This is a genomic window from Agrobacterium sp. S7/73 (assembly GCF_019355535.1).
In the GTDB taxonomy this organism is placed as follows: Bacteria; Pseudomonadota; Alphaproteobacteria; order Rhizobiales; family Rhizobiaceae; genus Agrobacterium; species Agrobacterium tumefaciens.
Genome location: NZ_CP072136.1, coordinates 1,028,628 through 1,047,127, shown reverse-complemented (window position 1 = coordinate 1,047,127; position 18,500 = coordinate 1,028,628). Strand labels below are relative to the sequence as shown.

Genomic DNA, 18,500 nt, shown 5'->3' with positions numbered 1-18,500 from the left:
GGGTCGGGAAACCGTCTCCTACAGCATGTGGCGCACCCTGTCTGCATGCCGTGATTTCCACGCCGGCAGAATTTCGGGCGAGCAACGCGCAAGCTTTGACGGTTCGGGAATGCGGCGCGAGTTATTTACGTGGGGCGGTGCGGCGGCAGCGCCAGTTCCAGTCTCTGGCTTCGCCGGTATCCATGTGAACCGATTCGGTGTGGCAATAGGTGCCTACACCACCACGCTGCGGCATCGAGCGCAGATAGGACGCAAGCTCCCATTTGGAAACGCCCTTGATCTGGATGTCGGCTGCATCGCAGGTGTAGTGCTTGGAACCCTGCCTTATGCCCTTTGGCGGGCGATAACCCGAGGTGACGATGGCCGGGCTGTTGTAGTGGCGCTCGACATCCTTGATCATGCGCACCAGTTCCGGCTTGAAACAACCGACTTCGACATGATCGGTCTGCAGGAAAAGCCCGTTCGGAGAAACTCGGGTGAGGCCGGAGAGCGAGGCAAGCTTCATCAGGCCGGCCGGCTGGTCATCCTCGTCTTCGAGATGCGCATCGTCGAATTCGTCAGACATCATCGAACGGCCGGAAAGCGCTATACCCATCGTCCTGTCCGATCCGCCGGAGAGCGCCGCAACCTGCGTATTCTCCGCCGTACCGTTTTCGATCATTTTCGGAAGGCGCTTCTTGGCCGCACCGGCGAAGAAAGCTGCCAGCGGCACTACTGTGCCCTCACTTTCCTGCCCCTCGCCTGCCCGTTTTGCGGCTCCAGAAGACTGTGCTGAAGCAGCTGCGAGCTGTTCCGACGCATTTTGCGGCGCTGGTACGGGAACCGCCTGACGGTTTTCGCTGTGCTGTTCTGCCGGTACCGGCACGGCAGTCGGCACTTGTCCCGTTGCGGATACCGGTTGCGGCTGTGTCGCCTGCACTGGTGCCGAATAGACGCTGCTGACGGCGGGCGCGATACCCTGGGAAGGTGCACCCGCTGCGGCTGTAGCCCCCGCCGCAACGGCAGGTCTGCTTGAATATATGCTTGATGTACCCGCGGAAATCGCCGTCGGCTGCGTCGTCAGGCCGCCAATATCGGCGGCGGCACCGTAACCCTGTGCGGGGCCACCGGGCGCCTGCGGCTGGGCCGCAACGGCCCCGCCGGTTGCGGAGGCCACGGCGGGATCCACGTAATGCCCCTGCTGCTGTTTGGCGGCCGGATTATGAACCGCCGATGCCGCCTGCGCATTCTGCTCGGCGGAAATCGCCGGCTTTTTGCTGTTGGCAGCCATGTCGTCATCCGTCACCGCTGAAACGCATCCGGCAAGCCCGAGCAACGAAACCGCGACAACAAGACGCTGACAGGCAACGCGTCCTTTCGCGCTATCGACAGCTTTCATGGGTGGCCTCCGTATCTTGCATTTACAACAGCAGCACGGGAACGGAATCGTCTGCTTTTTCAAAACAGGACATGCCGTTTCGATTCGCGGACTATGCCTCAACCCATCCGGACAAGGCAAGAGTGACCGAAATCGTCGCTTCTGGTCGGGAAAACCCCTACCACGAACCCGTATTCTGCATAGATATCCACGGTTCGGCTGGCGCGAGGCTTTCGCCCTTCTGCAAGATTTCGAAGGAAATACCGTCGGGCGAACGAACGAAGGCCATGTGACCGTCACGCGGCGGCCGGTTGATCACGACGCCATTTTGCTGAAGGTGGGCACAGAAGTCGTAAATATTGTCGACCTCATAGGCCAGGTGCCCGAAATTGCGGCCGCCGGTGTAATCTTCAGTGTCCCAATTGTAGGTGAGTTCAAGGGAAGGCGCCTTTTTTTCCCGCGCCGCAGAGATATCGTCGCGCGCTGCAAGAAAAACCAGAGTGAAACGGCCTTTTTCGTTTTCGATCCGGCGTATTTCCTCGAGACCCATCAGGTCGCAATAGAATTTCATTGATTCGCCAAGGTCTTTGACGCGAACCATCGTGTGCAGATACCGCATTTTCTTCCTCTCCAATACGCTTTTCCGGGCCATAAACGCATGATCGCAAGCCCCGGACAAGGACGGCGACATAAAAGCAGCTACGCAAATCAAAAACTAGGGCTTGCGTGGAACCGTTACCAAGATGTTAATCTGGTACACAGGAATCAGTTGACCGGTGTGTGGCGCGTAATCGAGGGGTTGGCAGGATATGGCTGATAGGATGTCATCGAAAACGATAGTCGATGTCGAGGACCTTTCGGCCGATGCCGTGGACCTGACCGAAATCACCGGCGCGGTGAAATGGTTCGACGTTGCCAAGGGTTTCGGCTTTATCGTGCCTGACAACGGAATGCAGGACGTGCTGCTGCATGTCTCCTGCCTGCGCCGCGATGGGTATCAGACCATTCTCGAGGGTACGCGCATCGTTGCCCTCATCCAGCGGCGTGACCGCGGCTTTCAGGCCTTCCGCATCCTGTCGATGGATCAGTCCACCGCCGTTCACCCGTCGCAGCTGCCGCCGGTTCGCACCCATGTGCAGGTCACGCCGTCAAGCGGGCTTGAGCGTGCAATCGTCAAGTGGTTCAACCGCACCAAGGGTTTCGGCTTCTTGACGCGCGGCGAAGGCACTGAAGATATTTTCGTGCATATGGAGACGCTGCGCCGTTTCGGCCTCACGGAACTGCGTCCGGGCCAGGTGGTGCTGGTGCGCTTTGGCGATGGCGACAAGGGTTTGATGGCGGCGGAAATCCACCCCGACAACCCGGCCCCGATCGGGATGTCGCACTGATGGCCGCTGTGTTTCGCAACTTGATGAAGAGCGCCGTTCTGGCGCTTCTTTTTTTCACGCTCTCAAGCGCAGCGCAGGCTCAACAGCAGCAGACGTTTCAATCCGAACCGCTGACGATAGAGACCGCCTCCGGAGAAACCCACGAATTTGTTGCGGAACTGGCGCTGGACAACGCCCAGCGCGAACAGGGCCTTATGTTTCGCAAGTCCATGCCGCTTGGAAGCGGTATGCTGTTCGATTTCGGCAAGGAGCGGGATGTAGCCATGTGGATGAGGAATACGCTCATTCCGCTCGACATGCTGTTTATCGCCCGGGACGGGCGCATAACCCATATCCACGAAAACGCCGTGCCACATTCAGAAGCGATCATCAGCTCCCGTGGGTCGGTCAAATTCGTGCTTGAACTGAATGGCGGCACTGCCAAACGCTACGGCATCAAACCGGGCGATGTGGTTCGCAGTGCACAAATCGGCAACCGGAAATGACATTGCCGCGTTACTGCGTCTGAAAAGGCCGGACGACGTTTCGCCCGGCCGGCAAGATCTCAGTAGACCGGCTCGATATGGCTCAAAATCCGGCAATTGGAAATGGATGCGGCAAGATTGATGGCAATGTCGATTGCCTCTACCGAATCCGCCGTCCCTTCAAGATAGATCACGTCATTTTCGACGGTTGCGGAAATCCGCGACTTCTCGAGACCGTTTTCGAAAGCCAATGCAGAGGTGATGGCCTCGCATACACCCGCCATGCGGTCTCCAAAGAAGCTTTCCTGAATGCCTGACAAATTGAACATGTGCGTTCTCCTTCTTGGCTATTACAACGCCCGAATCACGGTTTTGTTCATCTCCGGTTCATCAATTCGTTCATCTTCCATTCATCTTGGCAAATTGGAACCCCCTGCCCGATCACATTTTAGGTGATCGGGAACCATTTCGTGAGGTGAGCATTTCGCGCATGGGAGTGAAATCTGCCGTCAAGGCGCATGAAACAGGGAGGAGAATGACATGCTGATTAACAAAACGGAGCCGTGTCACCACGCCTCGTGGATGAAGCCGGTGGCGATCCACCTGCCGCTATCCGCAGCGGTGGAAATCTACAGCCCTCTGGTGGCGCTGGACATGCTGATGTACCGCTGGCCGGACGAACACGGACCGGAATATGAGGACGCACGCAGGAACTGTCTCGATGCTATCGCCGGAAAATGCGACATCGAAAAAGCGCGGGAATCGTTTCTGGTCGCAAGCAGCCACGCGCATATTCTGAACATCCACTAGCTCGTCACGCGGAAGGCTTTGTGAATTTTATCGATTAAATATCAATAACTTACGGTTAAGACAACCGGATGAGCGGCAAGTCGATCTGCCGTCATCAACATAGCTCCAGAGGTCAAAACAACGGGCAATCCACCTGCGTGGATCGCCCGATTGATTGAAGCCTGAGCTTCGTCCTATTCAAATGGCCGGGCGCACAGGGATCGGGAGGTTGCTGTGAGATACACCGTCTTAATTTTCCCCATGCACCGGCAGTCAATACTCGGATAGATTTCTGTCTTACAATCGGTGTTTCGACGTGACTATTCCTGATAGCGCGACACGCCCGCTTCGTCGTTATCGCATTCAACCAGGCAAACAACCGTCTCCCCTAGCGAACAGGTAGTCTGCAAAAACCGTTCACGCTTTCTCGGTAACAAACGCGGCATCGACCCGTGCGCCAGAGGCGCATGAACGACCGAAGTCGGATCCTGCCTGCGGAACATGACATGTAACTGTCATGCAAACGTTATAATCCGCAATGACGAATTCCATGGAATCGGTTGGCGGGTGAACCGCTGAAAGCTTGGGAGTGGAACTGGCCAACATGGAAACTGTTTTTGCCCTTTGCGCAATTCTGCTCCTCGCCTTCAATCTTCTCGGCGTCGTTCTGGCAGGCTGGCGGCTGAAAAGACGCGATACGGACAACGCACTTGTCCGGCAGAAACCGCCGGTATCGCTGGTGGTGCCGTTGCGCGGCATCGAAACTTTCACGCCGCTGACGCTGTCGCGCGCCTTCCAGCTCAACTGGCCGGACTATGAGCTGCTGTTCTGTGTCGCCGACGAGTTCGATCCCGTGATCGAGGAAGTGCGCAAGGCAAGCGCGGCCTTCCCCGCAGTTTCAGCGCAATTGCTCATCGGCGATGATCGCATCAGCGCCAATCCCAAACTGAACAATTGCGTCAAGGGCTGGCGTGCTGCCCGACACGAATGGGTCATTCTGGCCGATTCCAATGTTTTGATGCCGCAATCCTATATCGAAACCATGATGTCGGCCTGGCGGCCGGATAGCGGACTGGTCTGCTCGCCACCGCTCGGCTCCCGGCCGGATGGCTTTTGGGCGCATGTGGAATGCGCCTTCCTCAACGGCTCGCAAGGCCGCTGGCAATATGCGGCGGAAGCCATCGGCATGGGCTTCGCGCAGGGCAAATCGATGTTGTGGAACAAGCCGTTCCTGGAAGAGCGCGGCGGCATCCGCGCGCTCGCCGCCGAAATCGCCGAAGATGCCGCTTCCACGAAGCTGGTCAGAAATGCCGGTCGCAAGGTACATCTGGTGTCGGCCCCGTTCGAGCAGCCGCTCGGACAGCGCCATGCCGGTGAGATCTGGTCGCGGCAGACCCGCTGGGCGCGGCTGCGGCGCGTCACCTTCCCGCAATATTTCGCCCCGGAAATCCTCACCGGCGCGCTTCCCCCGCTCCTCTTCGCACTCGCTGCCGCCGTTGCCGCGGACGCGAACCTTGCCGTCACCGCGATTGCCGTACTCGCCATCATGTACGGCCCGGAACTGGCGCTCACAGCTCTCAACCGGTGGCCGGTATCACTCTATAGCCTTCCGGCAATGGTCGCGCGGGATGTCATCATGCCATTCGTCTGGGTACGCAGCTGGATCGGCAGCGCGGTTGCATGGCGCGGCAATGTCATGACGATCGGCACGGCCGAAAGCACATTGGCCGGACCTTCAGCGGACTGAACGGAAGCTATTATTTGAAGGGGTTACACCGACAAGCGAATGTTTCGCTTTAAATGGTCGGAGTGGAGAGATTCGAACTCCCGACCCTCTGGTCCCAAACCAGATGCGCTACCAGACTGCGCTACACTCCGCCGAGGCGATGGCTGGGGAATACACGGTTCACCCGCAGTCCGCAACAGGGAAATTCATCTTTGTTGAGCCCATTGTCTCGATTGTTGAAAACTCATGCAACGCGATGGGACCGTGAAGAGGCCGCAAGGGATAATCGTCTTGACTCTCACATGGAGTCGGTCCATTTCAAATTCAGCGTTCCTGACACGATTTGGTTATTCTATTCAGGTACGTGAATAGTAATCCGGGGCGTATGCCCCACCGCACAACCGGAGCAGTTTCGACATGTCTGCGAAGATTTACCGCCCTGCAAAGACCGCCATGCAATCCGGCAAGGCGAAAACCAATGTCTGGGTTCTGGAATTCGACGCTGAGGTCCCGCGCAAGATCGATCCGATCATGGGATACACCTCGACATCCGACATGAAGCAGCAGGTCAAGCTGACATTCGAGACGCAGGAACAGGCCGAAGCCTATGCGCAGCGCAAGGGCATCGAATACCGCGTCATCCAACCAAAGGAAGCAACCCGCAAAGTTGTATCCTACACGGATAATTTCCGCTTCAACCGCACCCAGCCCTGGACGCATTGAAGAAGACGCACTGAACGATTTTCAGCCGGAGCAATAATAGTCCGGCACGACGGCCCCTTAGCTCAGCTGGATAGAGCGTCGACCTTCTAAGTCGAATGTCGCAGGTTCGAATCCTGCAGGGGTCGCCATCTCCACCTAACCTGCCGCTTTCGGGATCCAGATCGCGGAAATGTCGTCGCCATACGGCACTGCTTCACTCTCCAAAGCACAAATCCCGACCCAGGCGCACACGACGGCATCCATCTTGTCCTCAAAAGCCTTCATCTCCCATCCCTTTGCGTTCGTCGCGGGAATGATGAGTGCATCGGCAACCCCACCTATCCGTCGATCCAGATGTGCGATGATGAAAGACCAGACCTCGAGGAGTTTGGCGCGACGGTCTGCGGACGTATCCGACCGCCAGTAGCTGCCGACTTTTCCCTGCTTATACGGAAGCCGTTTCGCGGCGTTGGTCAGTTCAACGAGCGCAGGATGCGGGTAGACTTCGAGCAGACCGGGACTGCTGATTTCCCTGGTTAATAACGGATATCCCGCAAGTTCAAACCCCATTTTGAGGTCATCACTGACCTTGCCGGGCCTGATTGCATTTGGGGTGTGGGTGCCGCATTGCCGGGAACCATAGGCGGAAGACACCAGATTGTCAGAAGCACGGCGGGCAGTAATCGGTTGATGCGAGAGCGGCATATCAATCGTAACGAGATCGATCTTGCATCCCGTAAGGGCTTCTGCGGCCGCCAGAAGCGCCGATGCTTCGGCAACTGATCCCCTGGGGCGATCAGCGAGAACCGGGATATCGGTTCCACAGGCGAGGAAGCCAACGTAGGAAGATGCGGCGGCACGCAGCGTCCAGCCTGTTCCATCGTTGATGACCAAGGCGACCCCGCTTGGCTGGGTAACAGTCCATGCGGCGTCTATACCCAATACGGCTTTCAGAGCGTCACCCCTGCCCGAACAGCGTAAAATACCCCCAGGCGGCGGCGAAAAAAGCGATGATGGCGGCGATCGTCAGGGCTTTTTTCGATTTTGGTCCAAGCGGCTGGCGCGGCTTTTTCGGGGGCGCCGGTTTGCGGAACTTCACCACATTGTCGTTCATTATATCATCGTCCTGCATGTCGCTGCTGAAACCGGCGCCACATCAATGGCATCGGCCTTTTCGGATTTATCTCTAGCAGACCAGAGCTATCATAAATATTACCAAGTTTTCACTTCCCCCTTTGGGCAAGCTATGTCACTTCCCACAATCAGAGGAATACAAACAGCGACAGACGGACCGGAAACAGGGGCTGGAAACAATCCTCTGTGGTATTTTGAATTTTGCGGGTGACGAAAATGAATGACGCCAACACCAATGGCCGCGACACGGAAAACAGCCAGCCCGATCTGCGGGACATTCTGGGTACCAGCAGGTCAGGTAGAAAGAAGAAGTCGCGCCGCTATCTCTATGCCGCAGCAGCCGTGGTGCTGATCGGCGGGGGCCTTGGTTATTATTACCAGTCGCGTGCCGCAGGCGTCGCCTATACCTACACCACGGAAGCGGCGAGACAGGGCGACCTTTCCGTCATCGTAACCTCCACCGGCTCAGTCCAGCCGACCGATCAGGTCGACATATCGAGCGAATTGTCCGGCACCATTCGCAAGGTCAACGTTACCTATAACAGCCCGGTCAAATCAGGCGATATTCTGGCGGAACTGGACACCAACAAGCTGGAAGCCGACGTGCAGAGCGCCCGCGCCAAGCTTGCCTCCGCCAAGGCCAATGTGCTGAAGGCGCGCGCCGATCTCGGCTCGGCAAAAACATCGATGGAGCGTCTGCGGTCCCTCGTTCAGAGCCGGGTCTCCAGCCAGCAGGATCTGGATGCCGCGCAGTTCAACCACGATGCCGCCGGCGCCACGCTACAGGTCAACGAGGCGACCGTGCTTTCGGCGGAAGCGGATTTGCGACTGGCCGAGGTCAATCTCGGCAAGGCGAAGATCGTCTCGCCCATCGATGGTGTCATCCTCACCCGCAGTGTCGATCCCGGCGCCACCGTCGCCTCCTCGCTCAACGCTCCCGTGCTGTTCACCATTGCTGGCGATCTGCGCCATATGGAATTGCAGGTGTCGGTGGATGAGGCGGATGTCGGCAAGGTTGAAACCGGGCAGAAGGCCACCTTCAACGTCGATGCCTATCCCGACCGTAGCTTCCCGGCTGAAATAGAGACCGTGCGTTTCGCCTCCGAGACCGTGTCTAACGTAGTGACTTACAAGGGCATATTGACGGTGGACAATGAGGAATTGCTGCTGCGCCCCGGCATGACGGCAACCGCCAATATTGTCGTTGAGGAGATCAAGGATACGCTGCTTGTGCCTAATTCCGCGCTCCGATATACGCCGCCGCGCGAATCCGCCTCCCGTGGCGGTGGCTTGATGAGCCTGTTCCGCCCTCCCCGCATGGGCCGGTCGCAGAACCGCGATGCCGGGCCGGCCGCGACAGGCAAAAGAACGGTGTGGGTGCTGCGCAACAACACGCCCGTCTCGGTTTCGATCGAAACCGGCTCCACCGATGGCCAGCATACCGTGGTAAAATCGGGCGAGTTGAAGGCCGACGATCTGGTGATTACCGATGCCTCAGCCCGCAACGCCGGCTGACGGAGGAAAACCGCATGCAACAGCCGCCGCTCATAGAATTCCGCGATGTCGTCAAGCAATATGGCCGGGGCGAAGCGACGATCCGCGCGCTTGACGGCGTCAGCCTGTCGATCCACGAGAAGGAATTCGTCGCTATCATGGGGCCATCCGGCTCCGGCAAATCCACCTCAATGAACATCATCGGCTGCCTGGATGTGCCGACATCGGGCGAATATCTGTTTCAGGGCGTGCCGACCAGCGGTTTCGACAATGAACATCTGACGCTGCTGCGCCGCCACATGCTGGGTTTCGTGTTTCAGGGCTTCAACCTCCTGTCGCGGACCTCGGCGGTGGAAAATGTCGAGCTGCCGCTCGTGTACCGGGGCATGAAAGCCTCGGAACGGCGCGCGCGCGCCATGGAGGCGCTTGCACAGGTGGGTTTGAATGGCCGCGAGCACCACACGACGCAGGAGCTTTCCGGCGGTCAGCAGCAGCGTGTGGCCATTGCACGGGCCATTGTCACCCGCCCCGCTCTGCTTCTCGCCGACGAACCCACAGGCAACCTCGACACCAAAACCAGCGCCGAGATCATGGAGCTGATCACCACGCTCAACCGCGACAGGGGCATTACGGTCGTCATGGTCACGCATGAAGAGGATATCGCTGCCCATGCGGGACGCCTCCTGCGTTTCGTGGACGGCCATCTCGCCTCCGACAGCGCAGCGGAAAACAAGGAGACTTCCGATGTTCTTTGAAACGTCGCGTCTTGCGCTGCGTGCCATCAGCCGCAACCTGCTCCGCTCCTTCCTCACCGTGCTCGGCGTCGTCATCGGTGTTGCCGCCGTCATCGCCATGGTAACCATCGGCAACGGCACGACCGAACAGGTGAAATCGGAATTGTCGCGGCTCGGCACCAACATGCTGTTCGTGCGCCCCGGCCAGTTCGGGCCCGGCCGCGCCAGCACGGAAGCCAAACGTTTCGATGATCGCGATGTCGAGGCGATCCGCAACCAGATCAGCGGCCTGCGCGCCGTTGCTCCGCAAAACCGCAGCTCCGCCGCAACGGTCATTTTCGGCGGCAAGAACCACCAGACAAGTGTCATCGGCACCACCAATGATTATCTTCTGGCACAGGACTGGACGCTTGCGCTGGGCCGTGACTTCCAGCCGGCCGAAGATCGCGGAGGGCAGATAGGCTGCATCATCGGCGAAACGGTGCGGCAGGAACTGTTCGGTGCGGAAAACCCTGTCGGCCAGACGATCCGCGTCAGCAACATCTCCTGCCCCGTCATCGGTGTTCTCGCCCGAAAAGGCCAATCCGGCCTCGGCGACGATCAGGATGACACGATCATCATGCCGCTCAAAATCCATCAGCGGCGCATTGGCGGCACCACCACCATTTCCTCGATCATGGTCTCCGCGCAGGACGGCGTTTCCACCGCCAAGGTGCAAAGCGACCTGCAGAACCTGCTGCGCGAGCGGCGGCGCATCAACATTGGCCGCGAGGATGATTTCACCGTCAACGACATGACGCAGATCGCCTCTGCCATGACCGGCACGACGACGCTGCTCACCGGGCTTCTGGGTGCGGTTGCAGCCGTCAGCCTGCTGGTTGGCGGCATCGGCATCATGAACATCATGCTGGTTTCGGTAACCGAGCGCACCCGCGAGATCGGCATTCGCCTCGCCATCGGCGCACTGGAAAAACAGGTACTGACGCAGTTTCTGGTGGAAGCCGTCATGCTCTCTGCCCTGGGCGGCACGGTCGGCATATTAACGGGCCTTGGCCTTGCCTATGGCGTCGTCAGCTTCCTCAACGTGCCCTTCGTCACCAGCCCGTCGATCATCTTCCTCGCCTTCGCCTTCTCGGCTGCCATCGGCGTGATTTTCGGCTATTTCCCGGCGCGGCGGGCAGCGAGTTTGAGCCCGATCGAGGCGCTGCGGCACGAGTGAAACGAGCCGTCGAGGCTGCAACGACCTCAACGGAAAAGGTTCATGATTTACGGAGAGTTTCGATGTTCAAATCGGTATCGGATAGCGCCGCTGCTGCAGACGGTGGTTCGCTTGCGCTCTTCGTGGAACGAATTGACGGGCAAACGGAACTGTTTGTGATCAATCGCTCCCTCGCGTCACGCGGAACGCCCGACTACAACAAAGTCAGCTCCAGCCTTCGACCACTTGCCGAGGAGGATTGCGGGAAGATTGCAGCAGCTCTCGAGCCGCTTTTGACAACGACGCCATCGATTCATCCGCTGGCAGATTTTATCGATACGTTGAAACAGCAATCATCCCGCTGATCGGAAAAATGGCGCAGCCAATCAAACGCTGGCTTCAGCCTCGCGCTGCTTCGCAAGCGCCGCCAGATCGGCAGGCTTCAGTTCCACCGACTCACCGCAGCCGCAAGCGGACGTCTGGTTCGGGTTGTTGAAGGTGAAGCCGGAGCGCATCTTGGTCACTTCAAAATCCATCTGGGTGCCGAGCAGATAGAGCACGGCGGAGGGCTGAACCCACACCTTGGCTCCATCGAATTCGACCAGATCGTCCTTCGCATCCGCTTCCGTCACGAGGTCGATGGTATATTCCATGCCCGCGCAGCCGCCCTTCTTGATGCCGACGCGCACACCCTTGGCGTCAGGGCCGGAATTCTCGACGATTGCTTTAACGCGCGAGGCAGCAGCCCCGGTCATGGTCATGATCGCAAAGCCCATGGGCTTAATTCTCCTTCGACAATCGAGTTCAAGGCTCGATGTTTATGGATTTCAATTTAATAGTGCTTGAAGGCGCCATCAAGGGATGACGCCTGTCAAAATCACGTCAGTCTCAATACCAGCCGACGGCGACCTGAGCCTCTTCCGACATGCGGTCCGGCGTCCACGGCGGATCGAAGGTCATCGACACTTCGACACCGGAAACACCTTCGACCGCGCCGACGGCATTTTCCACCCAGCCCGGCATTTCGCCGGCAACCGGGCAGCCCGGTGCTGTCAGCGTCATGACGATCTTGACCATCCGGTCGTCCTCGATATCGATCTTGTAAACGAGACCGAGTTCGAAAATATCGGCCGGAATTTCCGGATCGTACACGGTTTTCAGCGCCGCGATCACGTCGTCGCTAAGACGCGCCAGTTCGTCGGGCGCAATGGAAGACGGCTTTGCAGCGTCTTCGGTCACATCATGGGTCTTTGCAGTGGCTTCGGCAGTCATGGTCCTGAACCTCAATCCTGATATCAGGCGAAAAATTTGCGCGCATAATCAAGCGCCTCGACAAGACGATCTACTTCGGCGCGGGTATTGTAAAGGCCGAACGATGCTCGGCATGTGGAGGTGACGCCGAACCGTTTCAAGAGCGGCATGGCACAATGGGTGCCGGCACGCACGGCAACGCCGCGCCGGTCTATCACCATCGACACGTCATGGGCATGGATGCCCTCGAGTTCGAAGGAGAAGATACCGCCCTTATCAGGCGCATTGCCGATGATTCGCAGTGAGTTGACCTCGCGCAGCCGCTCGGCAGCATAGGCCGCAAGATCAGCCTCGTGGGCTGCAATCGCGGCACGGCCGAGATTGTCCATATAATCAAGCGCATAGCCAAGACCGATAGCCTGCACGATGGGCGGCGTTCCCGCTTCGAAACGATGCGGCGGCTCGTTATAGGTCACATTGTCTTCGGACACGTCGAGGATCATCTCGCCGCCGCCCTGGAACGGCCGCATCTCGCTCAGGCGGTCAGCCTTGCCGTAGAGCACGCCGATGCCCGAGGGACCGTAAAGCTTGTGGCCGGTCATGACGTACCAGTCGCAATCGATATCGCGCACGTCGACCGGCATGTGAACTGCGCCCTGAGAGCCATCGACAAGCACCGGAATGCCGCGCTCATGGGCGATGCGGCAGATTTCCTTGACCGGCACGATGGTGCCCAGCGCATTCGACATATGGGTGATGGCAACGAGCTTGGTGCGCTCCGTCAGGCTTTTTTCGAAAGCCTCGATATGGAACGCGCCGTCATCATCGACAGGCACCCAGACAAGCTTGGCGCCCTGCCGCTCGCGAATGAAATGCCACGGCACGATGTTGGAGTGATGTTCCATGATCGAGATGACGATCTCGTCGCCCTCGCCGATCTTTGGCATGCCGTAACCGTAGGCAACCGTATTGATCGCCTCGGTGGAGGATTTGGTGAAGACGATCTCGTCCACCGAACCGGCATTCAGGAAACGGCGCACCTTTTCGCGCGCCGCCTCATAGGCGTCGGTTGCGGCATTGGAGAGGAAATGCAGGCCACGATGCACATTCGCGTATTCATTGGAATAAGCATGCGAAACGGCGTCGATGACCACCTGCGGTTTTTGAGCGGACGCGCCGTTGTCGAGATAGACCAGCGGCTTGCCATAGACCTCGCGCGACAGGATCGGGAAATCCTTCCGCACGGCTTCAACGTCATAAGGGGCCGCCAATGCGGCGCGTTCGCTCTCAGGCATGATGTTCCAGCCAGCCGGAGATGATAGTCTCCAGCGCCTCTACCAGATTTTCTTCTTCCAGTTCCTCGGCGATCTCAGCGACGAAGGCGTTGACGAGCATCGCCCGCGCCTTTGCCCGCGGCACGCCGCGCGCCATCAGATAATAGAGATGGTTGTCGTCAATATCGGCAACCGTCGCACCGTGACCGCACTGAACGTCGTCGGCGAAGATTTCAAGCTCCGGCTTTGCCGAGAACTCGCCATCGTCAGACATCAGCAGCGTATTACACGCCATCTTCGCATCGGTCTTCTGGGCATCGGGGGCAACCCGGATCATGCCCTGGAAAATGCCCTTTGCACGGTCGAAGACCACGTTGCGGAACACTTCCGTCGAGGTCGTGTTCGGCACGTTGTGGCCAAGAACCATCGTCACGTCGGTATGGGTTTCGCCGCCCAACAGGTTGACGCCGCGAACGATGAGGTCAGTACCCTCGCCGTCCACGTCAATGCGCAGTTCCTGCCGCACCAGCTTGCCGCCGGCATTGATGACGAACAGACGAATCTTGGCGTCCGCACCGATTTTCATGCGCAGCTGGCCAAGATGAATATCGGCCGCGCCCTGTTGCTGCAGGATGATCCAGGTCACTTCCGCACCGTCTTCGACAACGATGTCGGTGACGGAGGAAACCAGGGCGGCACCCGAAGTCACCGAAAGGTGACGCTCGATGACGGTCGCCTTGGAACCTTTGCCGAAGCGCACCGGGAAGCGGCTGTGAACCTGACCTGCGCCATGAATCGCCTGCAATTCGATCGGCTTTTCGATCTCGGCATCAGCGGGAATGTCGAGCATCAGGCCGTCGCGCACGAAGCTGCCGTTGATACGGCCGATCACGTCGTCCTTGCTGGCTTCTGCAAGGCCTGTGGCGGCCGAGCCGTCAAGCAGGCTCTCGGCAAAGCTGGAAACGCTTATATCTTCGATCTTGCCGACATTGGCCGTGCCATGCAGCACGTAGGCGACGGACGAGCCGGCGACAACAGACGCCTGCTTTTCGATAACAGGTGCGGGCTGGTCCTCGGGAATGGCACGCAACAGGCTCTTGAGATCGGTATAGTGCCACGCCTCGATGCGGCGGGTCGGAAGACCGCCGGTCTTCAGATCGTCGAACAGCACGTCACGGGCGGCGACAACCGCACCATTGCCCGGCAATTCGCTGAACTTGGCGGTATAGGCGTCGATCAGCGCGGTTTCCGCTGGCGTCAGCCGATTGGTCGTTTGAATGTTCATGGACATCACCTCCTGGCCTCTGGCTTAGGCCGCTTCACCGATGATGTCGGCGTAACCATTGTTTTCCAGCTCCAGCGCCAGGGCCTTGTCGCCCGAACGGATGATCTTGCCCTTGTAAAGAACGTGAACGCTATCAGGCACGATGTAATCGAGCAGGCGCTGGTAGTGGGTGATGACGACAGTGGCGCGATCCGGCGACTTCAGCGCGTTGACGCCATCAGCCACGATCTTCAGCGCGTCGATGTCGAGGCCGCTATCGGTTTCGTCGAGAACGCAGAGCTTCGGCTCCAGCAGCGCCATCTGCAGGATTTCGGCGCGCTTCTTTTCACCGCCGGAGAAACCAACGTTAAGCGGACGCTTCAGCATGTCCATGTCGATCTTCAGATCGCCGGCAGCTTCCTTGACGCGACGGATGAAGTCCGGTGTCGTCAGCTCGGCCTCGCCGCGCGCCTTGCGCTGCTCGTTCATAGCAACCTTGAGGAACTGCATGGTGGCAACACCCGGAATTTCGACCGGATACTGGAAGGCCAGGAAAATACCCTTGGCAGCGCGCTCGGCGGCATCCAGTTCCAGAATGCTTTCGCCGTTATAGAGGATGTCACCGGAGGTGACTTCATAGTCTTCGCGGCCCGACAGGATGTAGGACAGCGTCGACTTGCCGGAACCGTTCGGGCCCATGATGGCCGCAACTTCACCGGCAGCAACCTTCAGGTTGAGGCCCTTGATGATCTCGGTTTCGGTATCGGCGATCTTTGCGTGCAGGTCGATGATTTCAAGCATGGTTTTATCCTAAGAATAGTGTGAGCGAAGGTGCGCGAAACCGCGCACTCAAAGTGCGTATTCGTTGACGATCAGCCGACCGAACCTTCCAGCGAAATGCCGATCAGCTTCTGCGCTTCAACCGCAAATTCCATCGGCAGCTGCTGGATGACATCCTTCACGAAGCCGTTGACGATCAGTGCGATGGCCGACTCCTCGGGAATGCCGCGTTGCAGGCAATAGAACAGCTGGTCTTCGGAAATCTTCGACGTCGTCGCCTCATGCTCGAAATGAGCAGACGAGTTCTTCGCCTCGATATAGGGCACGGTATGCGCGCCGCACTTGTCGCCGATCAGAAGCGAGTCGCACTGCGTGAAGTTGCGCGTGTTGGTCGCCTTGCGGTGAGCCGAGACCTGCCCGCGATAGACGTTTTCCGAGAAACCGGCGGCAATGCCCTTGGCGATGATGCGGCTCGACGTGTTCTTGCCGAGATGGATCATCTTGGTGCCACTGTCGATCTGCTGATGGCCGTTGGAAACCGCAATCGAATAGAATTCGCCACGGCTGTCGTCGCCGCGCAAAATGCAGGACGGGTATTTCCAGGTGATGGCAGAACCGGTTTCAACCTGCGTCCACGAAATCTTCGAACGGTCGCCACGGCAATCGCCGCGCTTGGTCACGAAGTTGTAGATGCCGCCCTTGCCGTCCTTGTCGCCCGGATACCAGTTCTGGACTGTGGAATATTTGATTTCGGCATCGTCGAGTGCCACGAGTTCGACCACGGCGGCGTGAAGCTGGTTCTCGTCGCGCTGCGGCGCGGTGCAGCCTTCCAGATAGGAGACGTAGGCGCCCTCTTCAGCGATGATCAGCGTGCGCTCGAACTGTCCGGTGTTCTTTTCATTGATGCGGAAATAGGTGGAAAGCTCCATCGGGCACCGCACGCCCTTCGGCACGAACACGAATGAACCATCGGTAAAGACGGCCGAGTTCAGCGTTGCGTAAAAATTGTCCGTCTGCGGCACGACCGAACCGAGATATTTCTTCACCAGATCAGGATATTCGCGCACGGCTTCGGAGATCGACATGAAGATCACGCCGGCCTTTGCCAGTTCCGCCTTGAAGGTGGTGACAACGGAGACGCTGTCGAACACGGCATCCACGGCCACACGACGGTTTTCCACGCCGGCCAGGATTTCCTGTTCCTTCAGCGGAATGCCCAGCTTCTCGTAAACCTTCAGCAGCTCCGGATCGACTTCGTCCAGCGACTTGGGGCCGGGCGTGCTTTTCGGTGCGGCATAATAATAGAGATCGTTGAAGTCGATCTTGGGGTAGCTGACGCGCGCCCATGTCGGCTCGTCCATCGTCAGCCAGCGCTTGTAAGCCTCAAGACGCCATTCCAGCATCCATTCCGGCTCCTGCTTCTTGGCCGAGATGAAGCGGATCACCTCTTCCGAAAGGCCCTTCGGGGCCTTGTCGACTTCAATTTCGGTTTCGAAGCCGTATTTATACTGGTCCACATCGATCTGGCGAACCTGATCGATCGTTTCCTGAACCGCTGCCATGTCGTTCTCCAATCTCGCCGGAGCCAAGGTCCGGTGGCTTGTCAACGTATCAAGGCGGATAGCCGCCTTCATCCATCTTCGGGCAAATAATCCGGGCCCGTATAAACGGGGCGGAGCTTATACCCATGTAAGTGCGGGATGGCGCTTTTCACACATCCCGGCAAGCGGAAAATTGCTATTCCGCAATTCTTTGCCGCATTTTAAGCGGCCTGACCGGTCAGCCTGCGCCGCCCGGCAATTTTCGTAAAGGCTGCGAGCGCGTGCTCGATATCCGCCTCATCAGTCGCATGACCAAGGGAAATCCTGAGTGCGCCAAGCTTGGGATCGCGTCCCATCGCCGTCAGCACATGGCTTTCACCCACCTTGCCGGACGAGCAGGCCGAACCGGCCGAGAGCGCAATGCCTTCGATATCGAATGCAATCTGGCCCGTTTCCGCCTTCAAACCGGGCAAGGTGAAAAACGTGGTATTGCCGACACGGCCGACATCCTCACCGTAGATGATCACGTCAGGCGCAACTGCCCGCATGCCGTCTTCCAGCCTTGCGCGCAGCGCTGCAAGACGCGTCGCTTCGGTCTCGAGGTTTTGCGCAGCAATAGCGGCGGCGGCACCGAAACCGATGACCGACAGGGTATTTTCAGTACCGGAACGATGTCCCTTTTCCTGGCCGCCACCATGGATCAGCGGCTTCGGCATCATCACCTCGCCGCGGGACACCAGCGCCCCAGCACCCTTCGGGCCACCAAGCTTGTGGGACGAGATCACAAGGAAATCGGCATCCAATGCATTGATATCGAGCGGGATGCGGCCGGCAGCCTGCACGGCATCGACGACCATCAATCCCCCAGCTGCATGTGAAAGCCGCGCCGCTTCAGCCACCGGCTGAAGAATGCCGGTCTCATTATTGACCAGCATGCAGGCGACCATCGGCAGACCAGTGGACTTGTCGTGCGATGACAGCAGCACCTCAAGGGCCGCAAGATCGATAACACCCGCTGACGTAACGGGAATTTCCGTAACGTCAGCCTTGTCGAACCGGCCCCCTTCGCGAAAAGCCGGGTGTTCGATCGCCGAAACGTAAAGACGACCATAGCGTACGGGAGCGCGCCCCATCTTGAATTCAGGCGAAAGCACCAGATTGGCCGCTTCGGTCGCACCGCTCGTAAAGGTCACATGCGACGCCTGGGCGCCGCAGACCACAGCAACGTCACGACGCGCGGCCTCGACGGCCGCACGGGCTGCGCGCCCTTCCCGATGTACGGAGGACGGATTACCCGTGATATCGAGAGCGCGGACAAGAGCATCCCGCACGGCAGGCAAAAGCGGCGCCGTGGCGTTCCAGTCCATATATGTGCGCGTCAAAACCGTCATCGCGGAAAAGCTT

Annotated in this window: 21 protein-coding genes and 2 tRNA genes; 10 read left to right on the top strand and 13 right to left on the bottom strand. The window is 58.6% G+C overall.

What is annotated here, in order from left to right:
- Positions 1 to 121: 121 nt before the first annotated feature.
- Positions 122 to 1,378: a YcbK family protein gene (locus tag J5276_RS04930; RefSeq protein WP_162632904.1), complete on the bottom strand. Its 1,257-nt coding sequence runs from the start codon at positions 1,376 to 1,378 to the stop codon at positions 122 to 124.
- Positions 1,379 to 1,535: 157 nt separating this feature from the next.
- Positions 1,536 to 1,976 (bottom strand): VOC family protein, encoded by a 441-nt coding sequence (locus tag J5276_RS04925; RefSeq protein WP_003515949.1) that lies wholly within the window; start codon positions 1,974 to 1,976, stop codon positions 1,536 to 1,538.
- A gap of 190 nt (positions 1,977 to 2,166) precedes the next feature.
- Between J5276_RS04925 and J5276_RS04920 the strand changes: the two genes are divergently transcribed.
- A complete protein-coding gene (locus tag J5276_RS04920) occupies positions 2,167 to 2,745 on the top strand; it encodes a cold-shock protein (protein ID WP_013636345.1) in 579 nt (192 codons plus the stop codon).
- Positions 2,745 to 3,230, top strand: coding sequence for a DUF192 domain-containing protein (locus J5276_RS04915; protein ID WP_019567113.1), 486 nt, complete (start codon positions 2,745 to 2,747; stop codon positions 3,228 to 3,230). Before J5276_RS04920 ends, J5276_RS04915 begins: the two co-directional genes overlap by 1 nt.
- A gap of 59 nt (positions 3,231 to 3,289) precedes the next feature.
- On the opposite strand, the gene J5276_RS04910 is transcribed toward J5276_RS04915, so the two are convergent.
- On the bottom strand, positions 3,290 to 3,538 hold the full coding sequence (locus tag J5276_RS04910) for a BON domain-containing protein (protein WP_003515953.1): 249 nt from the start codon (positions 3,536 to 3,538) through the stop codon (positions 3,290 to 3,292).
- 211 nt (positions 3,539 to 3,749) lie between these two features.
- Between J5276_RS04910 and J5276_RS04905 the strand changes: the two genes are divergently transcribed.
- Positions 3,750 to 4,019: a DUF982 domain-containing protein gene (locus J5276_RS04905; RefSeq protein WP_003515956.1), complete on the top strand. Its 270-nt coding sequence runs from the start codon at positions 3,750 to 3,752 to the stop codon at positions 4,017 to 4,019.
- A gap of 583 nt (positions 4,020 to 4,602) precedes the next feature.
- Entirely contained in the window at positions 4,603 to 5,745 is a 1,143-nt protein-coding gene (locus J5276_RS04900; protein ID WP_111782437.1) for a ceramide glucosyltransferase, read from the top strand.
- Between the two features lie 54 nt (positions 5,746 to 5,799).
- Here J5276_RS04900 and J5276_RS04895 read toward each other — a convergent pair.
- A tRNA-Pro gene (locus tag J5276_RS04895) sits at positions 5,800 to 5,876 on the bottom strand.
- A gap of 265 nt (positions 5,877 to 6,141) precedes the next feature.
- Here J5276_RS04895 and J5276_RS04890 point away from each other — a divergent pair.
- Positions 6,142 to 6,447 (top strand): ETC complex I subunit, encoded by a 306-nt coding sequence (locus tag J5276_RS04890; protein WP_003495468.1) that lies wholly within the window; start codon positions 6,142 to 6,144, stop codon positions 6,445 to 6,447.
- 51 nt (positions 6,448 to 6,498) lie between these two features.
- Positions 6,499 to 6,575 (top strand) — tRNA-Arg (locus tag J5276_RS04885).
- 7 nt (positions 6,576 to 6,582) lie between these two features.
- Here the strand turns inward: J5276_RS04885 and J5276_RS04880 are convergent.
- A complete protein-coding gene (locus J5276_RS04880) occupies positions 6,583 to 7,368 on the bottom strand; it encodes a DUF429 domain-containing protein (protein WP_247749964.1) in 786 nt (261 codons plus the stop codon).
- A gap of 16 nt (positions 7,369 to 7,384) precedes the next feature.
- Positions 7,385 to 7,540, bottom strand: coding sequence for a hypothetical protein (locus tag J5276_RS04875; protein ID WP_003515963.1), 156 nt, complete (start codon positions 7,538 to 7,540; stop codon positions 7,385 to 7,387).
- Between the two features lie 236 nt (positions 7,541 to 7,776).
- On the opposite strand from J5276_RS04875, the gene J5276_RS04870 reads away from it, so the two are divergent.
- The 4 genes from J5276_RS04870 (at position 7,777) to J5276_RS04855 (ending at position 11,351) form a co-directional block, all read left to right on the top strand.
- Positions 7,777 to 9,075 carry an efflux RND transporter periplasmic adaptor subunit gene (locus J5276_RS04870; protein ID WP_065687401.1) on the top strand — a complete coding sequence of 433 codons (1,299 nt, stop codon included), beginning with the start codon at positions 7,777 to 7,779 and terminating at the stop codon, positions 9,073 to 9,075.
- A 14-nt stretch (positions 9,076 to 9,089) separates the two neighbouring features.
- Positions 9,090 to 9,809 (top strand): ABC transporter ATP-binding protein, encoded by a 720-nt coding sequence (locus J5276_RS04865; RefSeq protein WP_112154611.1) that lies wholly within the window; start codon positions 9,090 to 9,092, stop codon positions 9,807 to 9,809.
- Positions 9,799 to 11,007 carry an ABC transporter permease gene (locus J5276_RS04860; RefSeq protein WP_065660811.1) on the top strand — a complete coding sequence of 403 codons (1,209 nt, stop codon included), beginning with the start codon at positions 9,799 to 9,801 and terminating at the stop codon, positions 11,005 to 11,007. The genes J5276_RS04865 and J5276_RS04860 overlap by 11 nt, the downstream gene beginning before the upstream one ends.
- 62 nt (positions 11,008 to 11,069) lie before the next feature.
- Positions 11,070 to 11,351 carry a hypothetical protein gene (locus tag J5276_RS04855; RefSeq protein WP_003515970.1) on the top strand — a complete coding sequence of 94 codons (282 nt, stop codon included), beginning with the start codon at positions 11,070 to 11,072 and terminating at the stop codon, positions 11,349 to 11,351.
- A gap of 21 nt (positions 11,352 to 11,372) precedes the next feature.
- Here the strand turns inward: J5276_RS04855 and sufA are convergent, their stop codons facing one another.
- From sufA to J5276_RS04820, 7 genes are all read right to left on the bottom strand, one after another.
- Complete coding sequence (gene sufA, locus J5276_RS04850) at positions 11,373 to 11,762, bottom strand: Fe-S cluster assembly scaffold SufA (RefSeq protein WP_003515971.1); 390 nt, start codon at positions 11,760 to 11,762, stop codon at positions 11,373 to 11,375.
- Between the two features lie 112 nt (positions 11,763 to 11,874).
- Positions 11,875 to 12,258 carry an SUF system Fe-S cluster assembly protein gene (locus J5276_RS04845; protein WP_003515972.1) on the bottom strand — a complete coding sequence of 128 codons (384 nt, stop codon included), beginning with the start codon at positions 12,256 to 12,258 and terminating at the stop codon, positions 11,875 to 11,877.
- 23 nt (positions 12,259 to 12,281) lie between these two features.
- Positions 12,282 to 13,532: a cysteine desulfurase gene (locus J5276_RS04840; protein WP_003515973.1), complete on the bottom strand. Its 1,251-nt coding sequence runs from the start codon at positions 13,530 to 13,532 to the stop codon at positions 12,282 to 12,284.
- The gene (gene sufD / locus J5276_RS04835) at positions 13,525 to 14,796 is read right to left on the bottom strand and encodes a Fe-S cluster assembly protein SufD (protein WP_112154652.1); all 1,272 of its coding nucleotides are present in this window, start codon (positions 14,794 to 14,796) and stop codon (positions 13,525 to 13,527) included. Before sufD ends, J5276_RS04840 begins: the two co-directional genes overlap by 8 nt.
- 24 nt (positions 14,797 to 14,820) lie before the next feature.
- Complete coding sequence (sufC, locus tag J5276_RS04830; RefSeq protein ID WP_003507958.1) at positions 14,821 to 15,576, bottom strand: Fe-S cluster assembly ATPase SufC; 756 nt, start codon at positions 15,574 to 15,576, stop codon at positions 14,821 to 14,823.
- 71 nt (positions 15,577 to 15,647) lie between these two features.
- Positions 15,648 to 17,117, bottom strand: coding sequence for a Fe-S cluster assembly protein SufB (gene sufB, locus J5276_RS04825; RefSeq protein ID WP_111796302.1), 1,470 nt, complete (start codon positions 17,115 to 17,117; stop codon positions 15,648 to 15,650).
- Between the two features lie 200 nt (positions 17,118 to 17,317).
- Positions 17,318 to 18,487 carry a cysteine desulfurase family protein gene (locus J5276_RS04820; RefSeq protein ID WP_112154651.1) on the bottom strand — a complete coding sequence of 390 codons (1,170 nt, stop codon included), beginning with the start codon at positions 18,485 to 18,487 and terminating at the stop codon, positions 17,318 to 17,320.
- Between the last annotated feature and the right edge of the window lie 13 nt (positions 18,488 to 18,500).

What these genes read in the sequence shown, in the direction of transcription:
- J5276_RS04890 (WP_003495468.1), top strand. Translation starts at nt 6,142, where the DNA reads ATGTCTGCGAAGATTTACCGCCCTGCAAAGACCGCCATGCAATCCGGC.
- J5276_RS04910 (WP_003515953.1), bottom strand. Translation starts at nt 3,538, where the DNA reads ATGTTCAATTTGTCAGGCATTCAGGAAAGCTTCTTTGGAGACCGCATG.
- J5276_RS04840 (WP_003515973.1), bottom strand. Translation starts at nt 13,532, where the DNA reads ATGCCTGAGAGCGAACGCGCCGCATTGGCGGCCCCTTATGACGTTGAA.
- J5276_RS04860 (WP_065660811.1), top strand. Translation starts at nt 9,799, where the DNA reads ATGTTCTTTGAAACGTCGCGTCTTGCGCTGCGTGCCATCAGCCGCAAC.
- J5276_RS04820 (WP_112154651.1), bottom strand. Translation starts at nt 18,487, where the DNA reads ATGACGGTTTTGACGCGCACATATATGGACTGGAACGCCACGGCGCCG.
- J5276_RS04905 (WP_003515956.1), top strand. Translation starts at nt 3,750, where the DNA reads ATGCTGATTAACAAAACGGAGCCGTGTCACCACGCCTCGTGGATGAAG.
- J5276_RS04855 (WP_003515970.1), top strand. Translation starts at nt 11,070, where the DNA reads ATGTTCAAATCGGTATCGGATAGCGCCGCTGCTGCAGACGGTGGTTCG.
- J5276_RS04900 (WP_111782437.1), top strand. Translation starts at nt 4,603, where the DNA reads ATGGAAACTGTTTTTGCCCTTTGCGCAATTCTGCTCCTCGCCTTCAAT.
- J5276_RS04920 (WP_013636345.1), top strand. Translation starts at nt 2,167, where the DNA reads ATGGCTGATAGGATGTCATCGAAAACGATAGTCGATGTCGAGGACCTT.
- sufC (WP_003507958.1), bottom strand. Translation starts at nt 15,576, where the DNA reads ATGCTTGAAATCATCGACCTGCACGCAAAGATCGCCGATACCGAAACC.
- J5276_RS04870 (WP_065687401.1), top strand. Translation starts at nt 7,777, where the DNA reads ATGAATGACGCCAACACCAATGGCCGCGACACGGAAAACAGCCAGCCC.
- J5276_RS04875 (WP_003515963.1), bottom strand. Translation starts at nt 7,540, where the DNA reads ATGAACGACAATGTGGTGAAGTTCCGCAAACCGGCGCCCCCGAAAAAG.
- J5276_RS04930 (WP_162632904.1), bottom strand. Translation starts at nt 1,378, where the DNA reads ATGAAAGCTGTCGATAGCGCGAAAGGACGCGTTGCCTGTCAGCGTCTT.
- J5276_RS04865 (WP_112154611.1), top strand. Translation starts at nt 9,090, where the DNA reads ATGCAACAGCCGCCGCTCATAGAATTCCGCGATGTCGTCAAGCAATAT.
- sufD (WP_112154652.1), bottom strand. Translation starts at nt 14,796, where the DNA reads ATGAACATTCAAACGACCAATCGGCTGACGCCAGCGGAAACCGCGCTG.
- sufA (WP_003515971.1), bottom strand. Translation starts at nt 11,762, where the DNA reads ATGGGCTTTGCGATCATGACCATGACCGGGGCTGCTGCCTCGCGCGTT.
- J5276_RS04915 (WP_019567113.1), top strand. Translation starts at nt 2,745, where the DNA reads ATGGCCGCTGTGTTTCGCAACTTGATGAAGAGCGCCGTTCTGGCGCTT.
- sufB (WP_111796302.1), bottom strand. Translation starts at nt 17,117, where the DNA reads ATGGCAGCGGTTCAGGAAACGATCGATCAGGTTCGCCAGATCGATGTG.
- J5276_RS04845 (WP_003515972.1), bottom strand. Translation starts at nt 12,258, where the DNA reads ATGACTGCCGAAGCCACTGCAAAGACCCATGATGTGACCGAAGACGCT.
- J5276_RS04925 (WP_003515949.1), bottom strand. Translation starts at nt 1,976, where the DNA reads ATGCGGTATCTGCACACGATGGTTCGCGTCAAAGACCTTGGCGAATCA.